General features: G+C 68.9%; 13 protein-coding genes and 1 riboswitch. Of the genes, 6 read left to right on the top strand and 7 right to left on the bottom strand.

The window, feature by feature from the left end; all coding sequences use genetic code 11:
• Positions 1 to 206: 206 nt before the first annotated feature.
• The 3 genes from thiG to thiO form a co-directional block, all read right to left on the bottom strand.
• The gene (thiG, locus tag LQD00_RS13595) at positions 207 to 1,022 is read right to left on the bottom strand and encodes a thiazole synthase (RefSeq protein WP_308195973.1); all 816 of its coding nucleotides are present in this window, start codon (positions 1,020 to 1,022) and stop codon (positions 207 to 209) included.
• On the bottom strand, positions 1,015 to 1,215 hold the full coding sequence (thiS, locus tag LQD00_RS13590; protein WP_232717725.1) for a sulfur carrier protein ThiS: 201 nt from the start codon (positions 1,213 to 1,215) through the stop codon (positions 1,015 to 1,017). The genes thiG and thiS overlap by 8 nt, the downstream gene beginning before the upstream one ends.
• Complete coding sequence (gene thiO / locus LQD00_RS13585; RefSeq protein ID WP_232717724.1) at positions 1,212 to 2,276, bottom strand: glycine oxidase ThiO; 1,065 nt, start codon at positions 2,274 to 2,276, stop codon at positions 1,212 to 1,214. The genes thiS and thiO overlap by 4 nt, the downstream gene beginning before the upstream one ends.
• A riboswitch (TPP riboswitch) is annotated at positions 2,270 to 2,379 on the bottom strand. (Overlaps the previous gene by 7 nt.)
• Positions 2,380 to 2,426: 47 nt before the next feature.
• Between thiO and thiE the strand changes: the two genes are divergently transcribed.
• The gene (gene thiE / locus LQD00_RS13580; protein ID WP_232717723.1) at positions 2,427 to 3,113 is read left to right on the top strand and encodes a thiamine phosphate synthase; all 687 of its coding nucleotides are present in this window, start codon (positions 2,427 to 2,429) and stop codon (positions 3,111 to 3,113) included.
• A 452-nt stretch (positions 3,114 to 3,565) separates the two neighbouring features.
• Positions 3,566 to 3,934: a hypothetical protein gene (locus LQD00_RS13575; RefSeq protein WP_232717722.1), complete on the top strand. Its 369-nt coding sequence runs from the start codon at positions 3,566 to 3,568 to the stop codon at positions 3,932 to 3,934.
• Here LQD00_RS13575 and LQD00_RS13570 read toward each other — a convergent pair.
• Positions 3,931 to 4,413 (bottom strand): NUDIX hydrolase, encoded by a 483-nt coding sequence (locus LQD00_RS13570; RefSeq protein ID WP_232717721.1) that lies wholly within the window; start codon positions 4,411 to 4,413, stop codon positions 3,931 to 3,933. The two genes, LQD00_RS13575 and LQD00_RS13570, sit on opposite strands and share 4 nt — an antisense overlap.
• Before the next feature lie 145 nt (positions 4,414 to 4,558).
• Here LQD00_RS13570 and def point away from each other — a divergent pair, with 145 nt between their 5' ends.
• The 4 genes from def to LQD00_RS13550 all read left to right on the top strand — a co-directional run bounded on the left by def (position 4,559) and on the right by LQD00_RS13550 (position 10,517).
• On the top strand, positions 4,559 to 5,125 hold the full coding sequence (gene def / locus LQD00_RS13565; RefSeq protein WP_232717720.1) for a peptide deformylase: 567 nt from the start codon (positions 4,559 to 4,561) through the stop codon (positions 5,123 to 5,125).
• Between the two features lie 237 nt (positions 5,126 to 5,362).
• Positions 5,363 to 6,808: a hypothetical protein gene (locus LQD00_RS13560; protein WP_232717719.1), complete on the top strand. Its 1,446-nt coding sequence runs from the start codon at positions 5,363 to 5,365 to the stop codon at positions 6,806 to 6,808.
• Complete coding sequence (locus LQD00_RS13555; protein ID WP_232717718.1) at positions 6,805 to 7,821, top strand: glutamate ABC transporter substrate-binding protein; 1,017 nt, start codon at positions 6,805 to 6,807, stop codon at positions 7,819 to 7,821. Before LQD00_RS13560 ends, LQD00_RS13555 begins: the two co-directional genes overlap by 4 nt.
• The gene (locus tag LQD00_RS13550) at positions 7,821 to 10,517 is read left to right on the top strand and encodes a serine/threonine-protein kinase (RefSeq protein ID WP_232717717.1); all 2,697 of its coding nucleotides are present in this window, start codon (positions 7,821 to 7,823) and stop codon (positions 10,515 to 10,517) included. The genes LQD00_RS13555 and LQD00_RS13550 overlap by 1 nt, the downstream gene beginning before the upstream one ends.
• A 142-nt stretch (positions 10,518 to 10,659) precedes the next feature.
• Here the strand turns inward: LQD00_RS13550 and LQD00_RS13545 are convergent, their stop codons facing one another.
• From LQD00_RS13545 to LQD00_RS13535, 3 genes are all read right to left on the bottom strand, one after another.
• Positions 10,660 to 11,880 (bottom strand): acetate kinase, encoded by a 1,221-nt coding sequence (locus tag LQD00_RS13545; protein WP_232717716.1) that lies wholly within the window; start codon positions 11,878 to 11,880, stop codon positions 10,660 to 10,662.
• On the bottom strand, positions 11,877 to 14,057 hold the full coding sequence (gene pta, locus LQD00_RS13540) for a phosphate acetyltransferase (RefSeq protein ID WP_232717715.1): 2,181 nt from the start codon (positions 14,055 to 14,057) through the stop codon (positions 11,877 to 11,879). The genes LQD00_RS13545 and pta overlap by 4 nt, the downstream gene beginning before the upstream one ends.
• Before the next feature lie 16 nt (positions 14,058 to 14,073).
• Positions 14,074 to 15,594: FAD-binding oxidoreductase (locus LQD00_RS13535; protein ID WP_232717714.1), on the bottom strand; the 1,521-nt coding region annotated here is incomplete at its 5' end.

Below are 15,594 nucleotides of genomic sequence, written 5' to 3'. Positions count from 1 at the left end.
CGACCGGCAGACGTCGATCGAAGTCTGCCGGTCGGGTTGAAGTCGACCGGTAGTCAGGTGGGTGACGGTGTCTCACCAGGCCTTCGTGGCTCGTCGACTTCGATACGCTCCTTCGTCGCTACTCAGCCCGGCGGCTTACGCTCCTCGCACCTCAGGCATCGGACCTGGGTGCGTTGCGTTCTTTCGGATCGGGCAACAGGGGCGGCTCAGGCGCGACCCGGCGACGACGCCTGCGCCCAGAACCGTTTCGGGATACGACCCGCCCGTGCGGCGAGCCTCCCGGCGATCACCGCATGCCGCATCGCCGACGCCATCCGCTCCGGATTCTCCGCACGGGTGACGGCGGTCGCGAGAAGCACTCCGTCGCAGCCGAGTTCCATCGCGCGGGCAGCGTCGCTGGCGGTGCCGATACCGGCGTCGAGGATCACCGGGAGCGGATCGTCGAAGGCCGTGGAACAGTGGTCGACGATCATCTCGATGTTGTGCGGGTTGAGGATTCCGAGTCCGGTCCCGATCGGTGAGCCGAGCGGCATCACCGCGGCGACTCCGAGGTCGGCGAGCCGTGCGGCGAGGACCGGGTCGTCGTTGGTGTAGGCGAGCACCACGAATCCGTCGGCCACCAATGCGGCTGCGGCGTCGACGAGTTCGACGGCATCCGGCATCAGGGTGCGTTCGTCGGCCACCACCTCGAGTTTGACCCAGTTCGTCTCGAACGCCTCGCGTGCCAACTGTGCGGTGAGCACCGCCTCGGCGGTGGTGTGGCATCCGGCGGTGTTGGGCAGCACCGCGATGTCGAGGCGGCGCAACAGGTCGAAGACACCCGTTCCGGACGCGGCGTCGACGCGACGCACGGCGACGGTCGTGAGTTCGGTACCCGAGGCGACGAGTGCACGCTCGAGAGACGCGAGATTCGTCGCGCCACCGGTTCCGGTGATGAGGCGGGAGGAGAACTCGCGCCCGGCGATCCGGAGCGGGTCGGCCTCGGAAACGACTGCGCCGTCGATGATGGCGGGCTCAACCACCTTGCACCGCCGTCACGATCTCCACGACCGCACCCGAGGTCATCGTGTGCGACGACCAGCGTCCGCGCGGTACCACCGCGCCGTCGACGGCGACCGCGATCCCGCGGTCCGGCAACCCGAGGCGGCTCACGACATCCGTCACCGACTCGTCGACGCCGACGTCGAGATCCTCTCCGTTCACGGTGATGGTCACGCTGATGCTCCTTCCAGAATCCCGAGCACCTTGTCCGCCGTGCCCGGTGCGAGAACGATGCCGTTGCGGCCGTGACCGGCCGCGACCACCGTGTGGTCGTCGATCCGCTCCACAATGGGTAGGCCGTCGGCGGTGCACGGACGTAATCCGGCTCCCCCCTCGGTCAGCTCATAGGTACGCAGCCCCGGCATGACCTCGATCGCGTCGGCGAGCAGATCGGTCACGCCGCCGGCCTGCGGGACGCGATCATGAAAGTCCCCGGCCTCGTATTGCGTTGCGCCGACCACAATCCCGTCCTCACGCGGGACCAGGTACACCGCCCGGCCGTGGAGTCGGGCACGGACCACGTGTCCGGGCGGCGGGACCGACCATCGCGTCCGGCGCAATCGGAGGATCTCGCCCTTCGCCGCGTGGAGGTGCACATCGGGAAGCAATGCCGCGGTGCCGAGTCCGGCGGCGAGGAGTATCTGATCTCGTGGACCGGCGAGTTCGCGTGCGTCGGCGAGGCTTTCCACCCGCACCTCCGTGAACCGCACCCCGGCCGCGGCCCCGACGCTGTGCAGGGTCCCCAGCAGTCGCCGGTTGTCGATGGACCACTCCCCGACCGCCCGGTACCCGCCGATGAGTCGCGAACTCAACGACGGCTCCAGCGAACGGATCTCACGACCCGTCACCGTGCTGAGCGTGGCGTCGGTGCGCGGCTGGTTGGCCCAGACGAAATCGGCGAGGTGGCGCAGGTACTCGGCGTCGGCCGCCGAACCGGCGACGAACAGGGAGTCGGTGGCTGTCACGATCGCGGGGTCGTCGAGGCGCTTCACCAGCGTCGGCCAGCGCCGCACCGATTCGACCGACAGCGCGAGCGCGGCCTCCTCACCCGGATGACCCTCGCCGAGCGAACCGAGCATGCCGCCCGCCACCCACGAGGCCCGCTCGTCGTGACCGGCGTCGATGACCTGGACTCGCCAGCCCGCATCGGCGGCGGCGAGTGCACAGGTCAGACCGATGACGCCACCGCCGACGACGGTGAGCGCACGGTCGAATCGTGCTGGGGTGTCGCTCAAGTCAGATCACCTTCCTTCGCCGGAATGACCCGGATCAGGTTCGACGGTCTGCGGAGGGGTCCGCACTCTCAGCCCGCCTGCCCGGGCTCCCGTGTGTTCTCGCGGTCCACCCTACGCCCGGCCGGCCCGCGCGGGGCTAGCCTGGTCGCCGTGACGATCACCCCCGACCCACGTGCCACCGAATCGCGCCGCCGACTGGAATCCGCCCGGCTCTACCTGTGCACAGACGGGCGACGTGAGCGCGGTGACCTGCTCGAGTTCGTCGGCGCCGCTCTCGCCGGTGGCGTCGGCATCGTGCAGCTGCGCGACAAGGGGTCGGCGGGCGAGAAGAAGTACGGCACGCTCGAGGCCCGTGAGGAACTCGAGATCCTCGCCGCGCTGCGGGACGTCGTCGACGCCCACGGTGCGCTGCTCGCGGTCAACGACCGTGCGGACATCGCCGCGCTCTCGGGTGCCGCCGTCCTCCACGTCGGACAGGGTGACCTCCCGCCGCAGGTGGCGCGCCGGATCGTCGGACCCGACACGATCATCGGCGCGTCGACCCACGACCCCGAGCAGGCCGCCGCTGCCGCCGCTGACCCCGACGTCGACTACTTCTGCGTCGGTCCGTGCTGGACCACCCCCACCAAGCCGGGTCGTAGCGCCGCGGGCCTCGACCTGGTGTCGACGACGGCCGAGGCGTCCCCCGGCAAGCCGTGGTTCGCCATCGGCGGGATCGACGCCCCCCGGGTGCCCGAGGTGACTGCCGCGGGTGCCCGCCGGATCGTCGTCGTGCGGGCGATCACCGCCGCCGCCGATCCCGCCGCCGCGGCTGCGGACCTCCTCGGGCGGTTGTAGCGCCGACCTGCTGAAAAGCGCCCCCGTCATCCGCCCTCTGCAGCCGGGCCGCGGACATATCGTCGTCGGCGGCCCGCTGGAGGGCGCATCTCGAGGGCGGTTCCCAGGGGTGGTTTTCAGGGGCGGCTTTCAGAGCAGCCTGCCGGGGCGAAATCCGTTTGCCTGATCCCGACACCGCGGTCTAGCCTGGACGGATCATGATGTGCATCAAGCGCGTGCTCGTAACCCGCCGCAGCGGGGTCTGATTCGGACCGACCCCCCGCTGCGGGTCGGTTGCGCGCTCCAGTCGGTCATCCGTTCTTCGATCGAAATCGGTTTTCGAGATGCATCTTCTTCATCTGCCTCACCCATCCTTCTCACGACACGGGCATGCGACCGCGCCGTCGGGGGATCCCGTCACCGAGCACTTCGGCCGCCCGCTGCCTGCAGGTATGCGCGAGGAGGCCACCGGGATGAGCTGGCAACACTTCACCGACGAGTACGCATGCGGCGGTGCCATCCGCCTCGGCTCGTGGTCGGTCGCACCGGCGCCGCAGGACCTCGTCGAATGCCGCGCGACCATCGCGATCGCCGACCGCATCATGTCGTGCAGCGCTGTCGCCGCCGGACCGCTCGGCGCGATGACGTCGATCCTGTACGACCTCGGTGCGCCCGTTCAGATCCTGCGGCTGCACCAGCGCGAGGTCGACGGAGCGATCGCGACGTTCCTACTGTGTGAGAACAACGGCCGGCAGGCGTGGGCCTTCGGCGAGGGCAGCACCGGCGACGAGGCGAACATCGCCGCGCTGATCTGCGCAGCCAACCGGCTGCTCGGCTCCTAGCCCTGCGGGTCGAGTGCGGCGATCCGCTCGCGCAGCGTGGGCCAGGCCTGGCCGAACGCCGGATGCAGCGGGAGCTGATCGACGTGCTGTTCTTCGACCCACCGCAGTTCCGTCGACTCGAAGTTGGCGACCGTGCGCACCGGCTCGTCGGTCTCGGCGATGACCGTCGTGTAGGTCCAGCCGCCCGGTGACTCGTGGGTGACGACGGCGGCGACGACCCGCAGGTCCGCGCTGTCGATGCCGGCTTCTTCCTCGGCTTCGCGCATCGCGGTGTCGATGGCGCCCTCGTGGGAGTCCCGCGCACCGCCGGGCAGGGCCCAGGTTCCGCCCTGGTGGGACCACGCGGCGCGATGCTGGAGCAGAACGCCTGTCGTGCCGTCGGCCAGCGGCGCCCGGAGCAGCAGACCCGCCGCGCCGTGGACACCCCAGTACCGTGAACCGTCGGGATCGATCACCCAGCCGTCGCCGTCTCCGCGCACCACGCCTCCTTGCAGCCCGGCGAGCCGGTCGCCGGGTTTCCTCCACCGTAAGTGAGACACGCGCGACCTGCCAGGGCGATGCGCCGAATCAGTGAGACGTACACCGGCATTGCCTCGGGACACGCATCGACGGAACATGGACGGCATGCCCGTCTCTGAACTCCTCCGCCTCGGCACCGCCCGGTCGATCGTCCGCTGGGGCCGGCACGTCCTGCACCACCCGGCGCGACAGGTGACCGATTTCGGGCCGGACCTCCAAGAACTCCTCGCGGACATGTTCGCAACGAACACGGCGGCCCGCGGAGCCGGACTCGCCGCACAACAGATCGACGTCGACCTCGCGGTCTTCGTCTACGACTGCACCGACGAGACCGGGGCCCGACGCACCGGCGTCGTCGTCAACCCGTCTCTCGAAATGCCCGAAGGGCTCGACCGACGGCTCGTCACCTACGGGGAGGGATGCCTGTCGTTGCCCGGCGCGTACACCGACGTCGCTCGTCCCGACACCGCCACCTGCCGCGGGTTGGACCAATTCGGGGAACCGATCGAGATCACCGCGGGCGGCACCCTGGGCCGCTGTCTCCAGCACGAGACCGACCACACGAACGGGATCGTCTTCGGCGACCGGTTGCCCACCCGCGAGCGCAAGCGGTTGTACCGCGACCACAACGAGGTCGCCGAGCGGTACGGCATCGACTGGCCCGCCCGCTGACCCTGAGCCCTTTCGCCGCGGCGACACGTGTCGTCCACTCAGGATGGACCCGTCGGCGTGGCGACCGCGATGCCCGGAGGAACCCTCCTCGATGGCATAGGCTGAAACACGCACGACCCGGTGAGCGATGACACTGATGAGTCATTTCTTCTTTCAGGTCGCGGGAGTCGGCACGGGGACCGGCGACCGAGCGGCCGCACCGGAGACGATCCAGCGTTCGAGAAGGGGATCAGCTAGGTGACCGGCGATGCGTCCTCCGTGCGGACGGCACTCACCCGTGGCGGTCGCACGATCCGTCCCGCCCAGTCGTCGCCGCCGATCCGCCAGGTCCTCGCCGATCGTCGAGAGCTCGTCGCCACCGCACGCGAGCGTGCGCAGTCACCGTTCCAGACTCTCCGTCATTACTCGGGTACCACCCCGGGCAAGCTGATCATCATCTGCGTCATCCTCGTCCTCGGCTGCCTGACGACCGGTTGGTACGCCTCGATCGTGCTCGAGGACCGCACCCAGACACTGCAGCGTCTGATCGACCGGACCGAGCCGCTCGCCGAGGCCGCGCAGGTCCTGTACAGCTCGCTGTCGATCGCCGACGCATCCGCGAACGCCGCGTTCATCTCGGGCGGTCTGGAGACGCCGGAACTGCGGGAACGCTACTCCGACGCCCTCGCGACCGCCTCGTCGTCGTTGATCCTCGCGACCGGGACCTCGAGCGAACCCGGACCGGGGATGACCGAGAACGCGACCGAGCGGGCCCTGTCGGCGGACCTCGACACCCTGTCGACGTCGATCCCGGTCTACAGCGGTCTCATCGAGACGGCCCGCACCAACAACCGGCTGGGCAATCCGGTCGGTTCGGCTTTCCTGGGCCAGGCGTCGTCGCTCATGCAGGACAAGATCCTGCCGGCCGCCCAACGTCTCTACGAACGACGGTCGATGGCGATCGCCGACCCGCAGCATTCGCTGACCCGGCCGCCGTGGACGGTCTACATCCCGCTGTTGCTGCTGCTCACCGCCATGGTGTTGACGTCCCGGTATCTCGCGCGTAAGACGCGGCGTCGTTTCAATCTCGGGATGGTCGCCGCGATCTTCGCGCTGACTCTGGGGACGGTATGGCTGCTGGCGGCGGGACTGATGTCGGTCGCCGCCACCAGCAACGCCCGCACCGACGGCGCCGACCCGCTGCGCGAGCTGACCGCCGCGCGCATCCTGACCCAGCAGGCGAGATCGGCCGAGACCCTGTCGCTCATCCGCCGCGGCGATCAGGGCGGGCTGGAACGCACCTTCGCCGCGACGACCGCCAAGATCGCCGGCATCGTCGACGACGTCCGCGGCTCCGACGAGACCGGATCGGTGTCGGATCAGCAACTCGACGCGGTGAGTACGGCGCTGGCCGACTGGAAACGCACCGACGACGCCGTCCGCCGGTACATCCAGACCGGTGACTTCGACCGCGCCCGCCAGCTGACGGTCGGCGACGGGCTCAACAGTTCGGCGCGCGCGTACACGGCCGTCGACACCGCCCTGGTCGACGCGATCACCACCGCGCGGACGTCGTTCCGCGACGACATCAACACCGCCCAGCGCGTGCTCGGCTTCACCGGGACCGGCATTCTGCTGCTGTCGGCCGTCGCCGCGGTCGCGATCGTCGGCGGGCTCACCCCCCGAATACGGGAGTACCGATGACCCTCCCCCGACTCCGCCTTCCCGGCCCCGCCCGCTCGCGGCGGCCGCTGATCGTCGCGGTCCTCCTGCTCGTGGGCCTGGTTGCCACGGGCTGCGTCCGGTTCCCCGCCCCGGAGGCACCGCCTCCGACCGCGACCGCCGGACCGCTGGTGTTGCCCGGCGTGCAGACCGACGTACCGATCGAACCGCCGCCGAGCTCGGAGGCGTGCAACGCGACCCTCACCCTGCGGCCACCCGCCGAGATGCCCACTCCCGGTCGCATGCCGCCGAACTCGACGATGGCCGGCATCTTCGAACGCGGCCGGCTCATCGTCGGACTCGACATCGGTTCCAACCTGTTCAGCTTCCGCGACCCCATCTCCGGCGACATCCAGGGCTTCGACGTCGACATCGCCCGCGAGATCGCGGCGGCGATCTTCGGCGACCCGAACCGCGTCGAGTTCCAGGTGCTCAGTTCCGCACAGCGCATCGACGCGTTGCGCGACAAGACGGTCGACGTCGTCATCAAGACGATGAGCATCACCTGCGACCGACTCCGCGACATCTCGTTCTCGGCCCCGTATTACGTGGCGTCACAACGCATCCTGTCGTTCCGCAACTCGAACATCGTCGGACCCCCCCAGCTCGCCGACAAGCGGGTGTGCGCCGCACGCGGCACCACTTCGATCGGCCGGATGCAGTCCATCCAGCCGCGGGTGCGGATCGTCAGCACCACCACCTGGGCCGACTGCCTCGTGCTCATGCAGCAGGGCCAGGTCGACGCGGTCACCAGCGACGACGCCATCCTCGCCGGGCTCGCCGCACAGGACCCGTGGGTCCGGGTGGTCGGCCCGAGCCTCGGTGAGGAGTTCTACGGCGTGGGCATCCCGAAGGGCGAGGACGACATGATCCGCTTCGTGAACGGGGTTCTCGAACGCATCCGCGCGACCGGCCGCTGGCAGCAGATCCGCGACCGCTGGCTCACCATCCTCGACAGTGGATTCGGCGCCCCGCAGCCGTACTACCGGGACTGATGCCCATGGACTACGCCGGCGAACCATCCCAGGCAGACCCTCACGGCCCCGAGGGTCAGGCGACACCCACCCCCGAGACCCCGGAGGAGGTCGGTACCCAGCGCGTCTCACTCGCCGACCTGATGGGCGAGGACGAGACCGACACCGACCGGCACACCACCGGCTCCCACACCACCGACGCCCATGCTCCCGACGCCGAGAACCCGGCCGAGAGCACGACCGACGATCATACGACCGATGTCCGTTCCCCCGAGGAGGGCACCACCGACCAGGTCGTCGAGGTCGGCACGCAGAAAGCGGATCTCGATTCCCTGATGGCAGGAGCCGACGACACCGCCGACGACGACACCACCAGGCCCCGCGCCGTGGCCGACCCCGATGTCGGGACACAGGCGGCCACACCGGCGTTCACCGTCGGTATCGCGCCGCCGGATCGCTTCGACGGCCGGACCGACCGGGTCGTCCGCACGCGCGCGACGCCGGAACCGGATTCGGGCCCGCTCGGCCGGCGACTCGTCCCACGGCGACGCCCGCCGGTCCACGAGCGCCGTCTCGGCAGCGGCCTGGTCGAGATGCCGAAGATCACCGACATCGAACCCGAGGATGCGGTCATCGACGATCCGGTGATCGCCGAGAGCAAGCGGTTCTGCTGGCGCTGCGGCAAACCCGTCGGACGACTCGAGGGCGAAGGCGAGGGCCCGCCCACCGGCGACTGCGCCAACTGCGGTGCTCGGTACTCGTTCGTGCCGGGCCTCGCCCAGGGGACGCTGGTCGCCGACCAGTACGAGATCGCCGGCGCCATCGCCCACGGCGGACTCGGATGGATCTACCTGGCCATCGACCGCAACGTCAGTGACCGGCCCGTGGTTCTCAAAGGCCTTCTGAACTCCTCGGATTCGGAGGCCCAGCGCGTCGCGGTGGCCGAGCGGCAGTTCCTGGCGTCGGTGAACCATCCCGGCATCGTCAAGATCTACAACTTCGTCGAGCACATCAGCGACGACGGTGAGCGTTTCGGCTACATCGTCATGGAGTACATCGGCGGTCAGACGCTCAAGCAGATCACCTCGGGTGACCCGGAGAAGTCGCTGCTGTCCGTCGAACAGGGTCTCGCCTACATCCTCGAGGTGTTGCTGGCCGTCGGCTATCTCCACTCGGTGGGCCTGGTCTACAACGACGTCAAACCCGAGAACATCATGGTCGGCAGCGACGAGGTCAAGCTGATCGACCTCGGGGCGGTGTCACCGATCAACGGCTACGGACACCTCTACGGCACACCGGGTTTCCAGGCCCCGGAGATCGTGAAGACCGGACCGCAGGTCGCCACCGACATCTACAGCGTCGGGCGCACCCTCGCGGTGCTGACCGTGCCGATGGAGATGCGCAACGGGCGCTACGTCGATGGTCTCCCGACCCCCGACGAGACCGTCGTCTTCCGCGACAACCCGTCGTTCTACCTTCTGCTGCAACGTGCCACGGCCCCCGATCCGGCCGACCGGTTCGCCTCGGCGGAGGAGATGAGCACCCAGGTGCTCAACGTGCTGCGCGAGACGGTCGCCGTGCACACCGGTGTCCCCCGGCCCTCGTTGTCCACCGTGTTCACCCCGCAGCGCTCGACGTTCGGCACCGATCTGATGCTCGCCCCGGTCGATGGCTTCTTCGATCCCGACCAGGCCGCCTTCTACGATCCGGTCGACATCGCCACCGCACTCCCGCTGCCCCTGGTGAATCCGCTGGACCCCGCCGCGAGTCTGCTGACGTCGGCGGCCCTGTCCGACCCGCGACAGACGCTCGACTCGATCAACACCGCACGCGCCGAAGGGTTCGCGTCGCTGTTCGGCGGCCGACCGGTGAAGAACGCCCACCCGTCGCTGGAGATCGACCTCGCCGAGGCACGTGCCCACCTGCAGCTCGACGACGTCGACACCGCCCTCGCACTGCTCCGCGATGTCCGTGAGCACCACGGTGATTCGTGGCGGGTGGAGTGGTATATGGGCATCTGCGCACTGATGAACGACGAACCCGAACTGGCCTACGAACGCTTCGACGAGGTGCTGGGTGCGATGCCGGGCGAGGTCGCTCCGAAACTCGCCGTCGCCGGTACCGCCGAACTGATCGGGCGGTGGCTCGCCGACGAGAACGGGTCGGGGAAGTCGGCCGAGAAGATCTCCCGGCTCTACGACGTTGCGCAACACCACTATCACGATCTGTGGCTCACCGATCACAGCATCGTGACCGCCGCCTTCGGACTGGCCCGCCTCGCCGTGGCGGCCGGGGACTACGACGGCGCGATCCGCCCCCTCGACGAAGTGCCCGCCACCAGTAGGCATTTCAACACCGCCCGGGCAACGGCGATCATCGCCCTGGTACACGGCCGGCCCACCTCGCAGGTCACCCGCAACCAGATCGTCGAGGCCGCGCGACGACTCGAGCAGATCCCCGACACCGAACCCCGTAAGTCGCGGATGCTGCTGATCGTGCTCGGTACCGCGCTCGGCTGGATTCACGACAACCCCGAGGAAGAGGATTCGGACAAGGAGCCCTCGACCCTCCTGGGGTTCCCCTTCACCGAGTACGGAATCCGCACCGGCACCGAGAGATCCCTCCGCCAGCTCGCCCGTCAGACCCGCAACAACCGCGAACACCGGTTCATGCTGGTCGATCTCGCGAACTACGTCCGGCCGAACACGCTGTTCTGACCTCGATACTCGGCCGCGGAGTCATCGCTGGTCGAATAGGCGAGGAGCTTGCGACGAGCCGTATCGAAACCAACTACTCGGCCAACGGAGTCATCGCTGGTTGAGTAGGCGAGGAGCTTGCGACGAGCCGTATCGAAACCGACTACTCGGCCGACGAACTCTCCGCCACGAGCGCCGCCGACTGCCGGGCGATGGCGAGTTCCTCGTTGGTCGGGACCACCAGCACGTCGACGGCGCTGTCGTCGGCGGAGATCCGACGCGCCGACCGGTCGGCTGCGGCGTTGCGGTCGGGGTCGAGGACGATCCCGAATCGTTCCAGCCCTTCGAGCGCGTCCGCCCGGACACGCGCCGAGTTCTCGCCGACGCCCGCGGTGAAGGTGATCGCGTCGAGCTTGTCGAGGCCGAAGGTGTACGCGCCGAGGTAGTGCCGCAGCCGGTGGATGTAGACGTCGTAGGCGCGGCGGGCGTCCTTGTCTCCGGCATCGACCAGTTCGGTGATGGAACGGAAGTCGTTCTCGCCGCACAGACCTCGCAGCCCCGACTTCTGGTTCAGCAGCGTGTCGATCTCGTCGACGGACAGCTTGGCCACGCGGTGGAGGTGCAGCACCAGGCCGGGATCGATGTCGCCGCTGCGGGTTCCCATCACCAGCCCCTCCAACGGGGTCATGCCCATACTGGTGTCGACGGGTTGTCCGCCCGAGATTGCCGACGCCGACGCGCCGTTGCCGAGATGCAGCACGATCTGGTCGAGGTCGGCGGGGTCCTTCCCGAGGAATTCGGCAACGCGGCCCGACACGTATTCGTGGCTGGTGCCGTGGAATCCGTACCGTCGGATGGCATGTTCGGTCGCCACCTCGCGGTCGATGGCGTACGTCGCGGCCGCCGACGGCAAGCCGTGGAAGAAGGCAGTGTCGAACACCGCGACCGAAGGCACATCGGGGAGCAGGGTCCGGGCCGCCTCGATACCCACCAGGTTGGCCGGATTGTGCAGCGGCGCGAGGGTGGAGATCCGCTTGATCTCCGAGATCACCCAGTCGTCGACGAGGGTCGGCTCGTAGAAGGACCTGCCTCCGTGCACGACCCGGTGCCCGACCGCCGCGAGTCCGGCGTGTACGAGGTCGGTGCCGTTGTCGGCGAAGAACTGTTCGGCTCGCCGGACCGCCGTGAGATGGTCGGGCAGCGGCACCGACTCGGTGACCGTCTCCCCGTTCTGCTCGTGCGTCATCGACGACCCGGCGTCGCCGATGCGTTCGGCGATCCCGTCCGCGATCACCACTCCGGTATCAGGCTGTACAAGTTGATATTTCAGCGACGAGGAGCCGGCGTTGAAGACGAGGACGGCCCCGGCGGTGTCGGCGCTCAACGGACGTCTCCGGCGGTGGTGTCGGTATCGACCTGCTGCGCCTGGATCGCGGTGATGGCCACCGTGTTGACAATGTCGGACACCAGTGCGCCCCGGCTCAGGTCGTTGATCGGCTTGTTGAGGCCCTGCAGGACCGGCCCGATCGCGACGGCACCGGCGCTGCGCTGCACGGCCTTGTAGGTGTTGTTGCCGGTGTTGAGATCGGGGAAGATCAGCACGGTTGCCCGGCCGGCGACCTGGGAGTCGGGCATCTTGGTCGCCGCGACCGACGGTTCGACCGCCGCGTCGTACTGGATGGGCCCTTCGACGAGGAGCTCGGGTGCGCGCTCCCGGACGAGTTCGGTTGCGGTCTTGACCTTCTCGACGTCAGCGCCCGATCCGGAGGTGCCGGTGGAGTACGACAGCATCGCCACCCGCGGCTCGATGCCGAAGGCCGCCGACGTCTCGGCCGACGAGATGGCGATGTCGGCGAGTTGTTCGTCGGTGGGGTCGGGCACGATCGCGCAGTCACCATAGGCGAGAACTGTGTCGGCCAGGCACATGAAGAACACACTCGACACCGTGGAGACCCCCGGCTTGGTCTTGATGATCTCGAAGGCCGGCCGGATGGTGTGGGCGGTCGTGTGGGCCGCACCCGACACCATCCCGTCGGCGCGCCCGGTGTGCACCATCATGGTGCCGAAGTAGGAGACGTCGAGCATCTTCTCTTGTGCGCGTTCGAGATCCATGCCCTTGTGCTTGCGCAGATCGGTGTAGATCCGGGCGAACTCGTCCAGATACTCCGAGGTGGCCGGGTCGATGACGGTGGCCTCTGCGAGGTCGAGGCCGAGTTCGATCGCCCTCGCCTGCACGGCGTCCGGGTCGCCGAGCAGTGTCAGATCGGCGACGCCGCGGCGGAGGAGTCTGCTCGCCGCCCGCAGGATGCGATCGTCGCCGCCCTCGGGGAGCACGATGTGTTTGCGCTGCGCACGTGCCCGGGAGATGAGGCGGTACTCGAACATCTGCGGGGTGACGACCGACGGGACGTCGACATTGAGGTTGCGCATGACGACCTCGGGATCGACGTAGGTCTCCATCAGCGACAGTGCCGCCTCGATCTTGCGAGCCGATCCGGCGTTGAGCCGGCCACGGGTGTGGGCCGCGGTTCGTGCGGTGTCGTAGGTGCCGTGTGGGCAGCTGATGATCGGCAGCGTCGGTTTGAGTCCGCTCACCAACGCCTCGATCATCGGGTGCGGTTTGAGCCCGCCGTTGAGGATGATGCCCGACAGTCGCGGGAAGCCGTGCGCCGTATTGGCATTCACGAGCGCGAGGAGGACGTCGGAACGGTCGGCGGGGGTGATCACGACCGTGCCGTCGGTGAGGCGTTCCAGGATGTGTTCGACGGTCATGCCGCCCACCATCACCCGCAACGCCTCGTGGTCGAGCAACTCCTCGTCGCCGCTGTACATGGTGGCGCCGAGCGCCTCCTTGAGTTCGGCCATGGTGGGAGCGAACAGGATCGGCTCCTCGGGGAGGCACAGACTCGGTACGCCGATGCGGCGCAATGTCGTCCGGATCTCGTCGCGTCGGTCCGGGTCGCACCGGTTCGCCACGATCGCGATCGGGGTGGCGTGGGCGGCGCCGACCTCGGACACCAACCCCGCGGCGAGATCGGCGATCTCGTCGGGAGACCGGTCGTTGGCCTTCAGCGCGATCACCATCGGGGCCGACAGGTTGGCGGCGATGCGCGCGTTGAAGCTCAGCTCCGACGGGGTGCCGACGTCGGTGTAGTCCGAACCGACGATCACCACGCGGTCGCAGTGCGTTGCCAGCGCATGGAATCGGGCGACGATCTCGCCGATGGCGGCGTCAGGGTCCTCGTGAACCTGCTCGTAGGTCACGCCCAGGCAGTCCTCGTAGGGCACGTCCACCGAGTCGTAGTCGATCAGGAGGTCGAGCAGCGGGTCCCGCTTGTCGCCGTCGGCACGGATGATCGGGCGGAAGACGCCGACCCGTCCGCCGGTCGCCGCGAGCAGCGCCAACAGGCCCAGCGCCACGACCGATTTCCCGGTCTCCCCTTCGGCCGACGCGAGGTAGATGCTGATCGTCGACTCGTCCGCACCACCTCCCTCCCCGGCGGTTCGATCTCCAGCGGCGGGGTCGGTAACGGCAGCGTCGGTGGCCATGCGCCCCAGCATAGTGGCGCCTCGGGATTCAGATCAGGATGCCGGGATTGCAGATGCCGTCGGGATCGACGGTCGCCTTCACCGCACGCAGGGCCTCGAGCGCCAGTGGGCCGATCTCGTCGTGGTACGCGTCGCGATGGTCACGGCCGATGGCGTGATGGTGGGTGATGCTCGCGCCGGCGGCCCGGATCGCCTCGTTGGCCGCGGTTTTCGCCGCCGCCCACTCGGCGATCGGGTCGGTGCCGAACGGTGCGGCCACGGTGAAGTACAGGGAGGCGCCAGAGGAGTAGACGTGGCTGATGTGGCACATGACCAGCGGCGGTGTGCCCGACGCGGTCAGGGTGTCGGTGATCGCCGCGGTGACCGAGGCCCGCAGCTCGTGCAGCTTCGACCAGTAGGTGACCGTCTCCAGCGTCTCCACCAGCACACCGGCGTCGAGTAGCGGGTCACGCAGGTAGGGTCCGGCGAAACGTCCTGTGCGCCAGGATTCTCCGGGTTCGGTCCCGAGTGACGTTCCACCCGCGTCGACGAGGACCTCCGACGCGGCGTCACGCCGACGGGACACCTCGCGCTCCTCCCCCTCATAACCGGTGACGACGAGGCACCCCGTCGACTCACCGCCGAGCTGTGCGGGATCGGCGAGGTTGATCGCGGTCTCGACCTCGTCGGACAGGCGGATCACGGTGGGCAGCGGGCCGTCCTGCGCGAGTCGACGGAGCGCGGTCGCACCGTCGGCGAAGGAGTCGAACCGCCAGCCGTCGAAGAGTCGGGTCGTCGGGGCGGGATGAACACGTAGGCGGACGCTGGTGATGACGCCGAAGGCGCCCTCAGAGCCGAGGATCAGCTGACGGAGGTCGGGCCCGGCAGCGGACCGGGGTGCCGTTCCGACCTCGATGGTGCCGCGCGGGGTGGCGAGCACGAGTCCTTCGACCATCTCGTCGAAGCGCCCGTAGCCCGCCGACGACTGGCCCGCCGACCGGGTCGCCGCGTAACCGCCGATCCCGGCACCCTCGTAGGACTGCGGGAAGTGGCCGAGCGTCCAGCCCTGCTCGCGCAGAAGCGCTTCGGCGGCACTCCCCCGAAGGCCGGCCTGGAGGGTGGCGATGCGGGAGATCTCGTCGATCTCGACAAGACGATCGAGACGACGGAGATCGAGGCTGACGACACCGGCGAACCCGGCGCGCTCGGGGGCGAGACCGCCCACGACCGAGGTCCCGCCGGTGAACGGCACGACCGCGACCTTCGCCTCGGCGCAGATCTGCAGGATTCGCACGACCTCGTCGTGATCGCCGGGATAGATCACCACGTCCGGGGCATCGGAGGCATCGCCGGCGCGCAACCGCAACAGGTCGGGCGTCGAATAGCCCCGGGTGTGCTGAATGCGCGCGGTGTCGGAGCCGACGACGTGTTCGGCGCCGACGAGGGCCTCGAGGTCGGCGCGCACCGCCGACGGCACGGTGGGTGCGGGCGGGGTGACCGCCTCGGGCGCGACACCCCGATCCTCGGTGGCGTCGCCGGCCAACGCGGCCGCGGCGGCGGGGAGCTCGGT

Source organism: Gordonia metallireducens, assembly GCF_021245825.1.
In the GTDB taxonomy this organism is placed as follows: Bacteria; Actinomycetota; Actinomycetes; order Mycobacteriales; family Mycobacteriaceae; genus Gordonia; species Gordonia namibiensis.
This window is presented reverse-complemented; position numbering and strand designations above follow the sequence as displayed.

What these genes read in the sequence shown, in the direction of transcription:
- LQD00_RS13575 (WP_232717722.1), top strand. Translation starts at nt 3,566, where the DNA reads ATGAGCTGGCAACACTTCACCGACGAGTACGCATGCGGCGGTGCCATC.
- def (WP_232717720.1), top strand. Translation starts at nt 4,559, where the DNA reads ATGCCCGTCTCTGAACTCCTCCGCCTCGGCACCGCCCGGTCGATCGTC.
- LQD00_RS13555 (WP_232717718.1), top strand. Translation starts at nt 6,805, where the DNA reads ATGACCCTCCCCCGACTCCGCCTTCCCGGCCCCGCCCGCTCGCGGCGG.
- LQD00_RS13550 (WP_232717717.1), top strand. Translation starts at nt 7,821, where the DNA reads ATGCCCATGGACTACGCCGGCGAACCATCCCAGGCAGACCCTCACGGC.
- pta (WP_232717715.1), bottom strand. Translation starts at nt 14,057, where the DNA reads ATGCTGGGGCGCATGGCCACCGACGCTGCCGTTACCGACCCCGCCGCT.